Below are 213 nucleotides of genomic sequence, written 5' to 3' on the forward strand. Positions count from 1 at the left end.
ATGTGCCTTGCCAATAAAAAAGAGGTGCAACCGAAAAGCTTTCAGTAACCAACTCAACTTTAGCAACATCCTGTAAAGGTATTTGTGAACCATCTTCATTTACTTTAATTAATATATTTTTTAATTCATCCACTGTCGATAATAGACTTTGTGCTGTGATCGTAGCAGTAATCAACTTAGTATCTGTTGAAGGTGCACCACCAATCTGTCCAA

1 protein-coding gene is annotated in these 213 nt (G+C 35.7%); it reads right to left on the reverse strand.

The features are described 5' to 3' along the window. The coding region (locus V6255_RS18845) for a hypothetical protein (protein WP_341629469.1) at positions 1-213 on the reverse strand (213 nt) is incomplete at both ends.

It is taken from the genome of Psychromonas arctica (genome assembly GCF_038155225.1).
Taxonomy (GTDB): domain Bacteria; phylum Pseudomonadota; class Gammaproteobacteria; order Enterobacterales; family Psychromonadaceae; genus Psychromonas; species Psychromonas arctica_B.